The 614-nt window shown below is 63.2% G+C and carries 1 protein-coding gene; it reads left to right on the top strand.

The window, feature by feature from the left end; translation table 11 throughout:
* On the top strand, window positions 1-614 hold a 614-nt coding region (locus tag ACN675_RS29215), incomplete at both ends, for a cytochrome c oxidase subunit I (RefSeq protein WP_420754125.1).

Here is a 614-nt window from a genome sequence, read left to right as displayed (position 1 = left end):
GCGATCGCCGCGCTGTCCATCGCGGTGTGGGCGCACCACATGTACGCCACCGGCGCGGTGCTGCTGCCGTACTTCTCGTTCATGACGTTCCTCATCGCCGTCCCGACCGGCGTGAAGTTCTTCAACTGGATCGGCACGATGTGGAAGGGTCAGCTCACCTTCGAGACCCCGATGCTGTTCTCGGTCGGCTTCATCATCACGTTCCTCTTCGGTGGCCTGACCGGCATCATCCTGGCCAGCCCCCCGATGGACTTCCACCTGCACGACTCGTACTTCGTGGTCGCGCACTTCCACTACGTGCTCTTCGGCACCATCGTGTTCGCCACCTACGCGGGCATCTACTTCTGGTTCCCGAAGATGACCGGCCGCATGCTCGACGAGCGCCTCGGACGGTGGCACTTCTGGCTGACCTTCATCGGCTTCCACACCACCTTCCTGGTGCAGCACTGGCTCGGTAACGAGGGCATGCCCCGTCGCTACGCCGACTACCTGCCGACCGACGGCTTCACCACGCTGAACAGCATCTCGTCGGTGGGCGCGTTCATCCTCGGTGCGTCGACGCTGCCGTTCCTGTGGAACGTGTTCAAGAGCTACCGGTACGGCCAGGTCGTCAC

The sequence above is a fragment of the Rhodococcus sp. O3 genome (assembly GCF_048897285.1).
GTDB lineage: Bacteria > Actinomycetota > Actinomycetes > Mycobacteriales > Mycobacteriaceae > Rhodococcus.
This window is presented reverse-complemented; position numbering and strand designations above follow the sequence as displayed.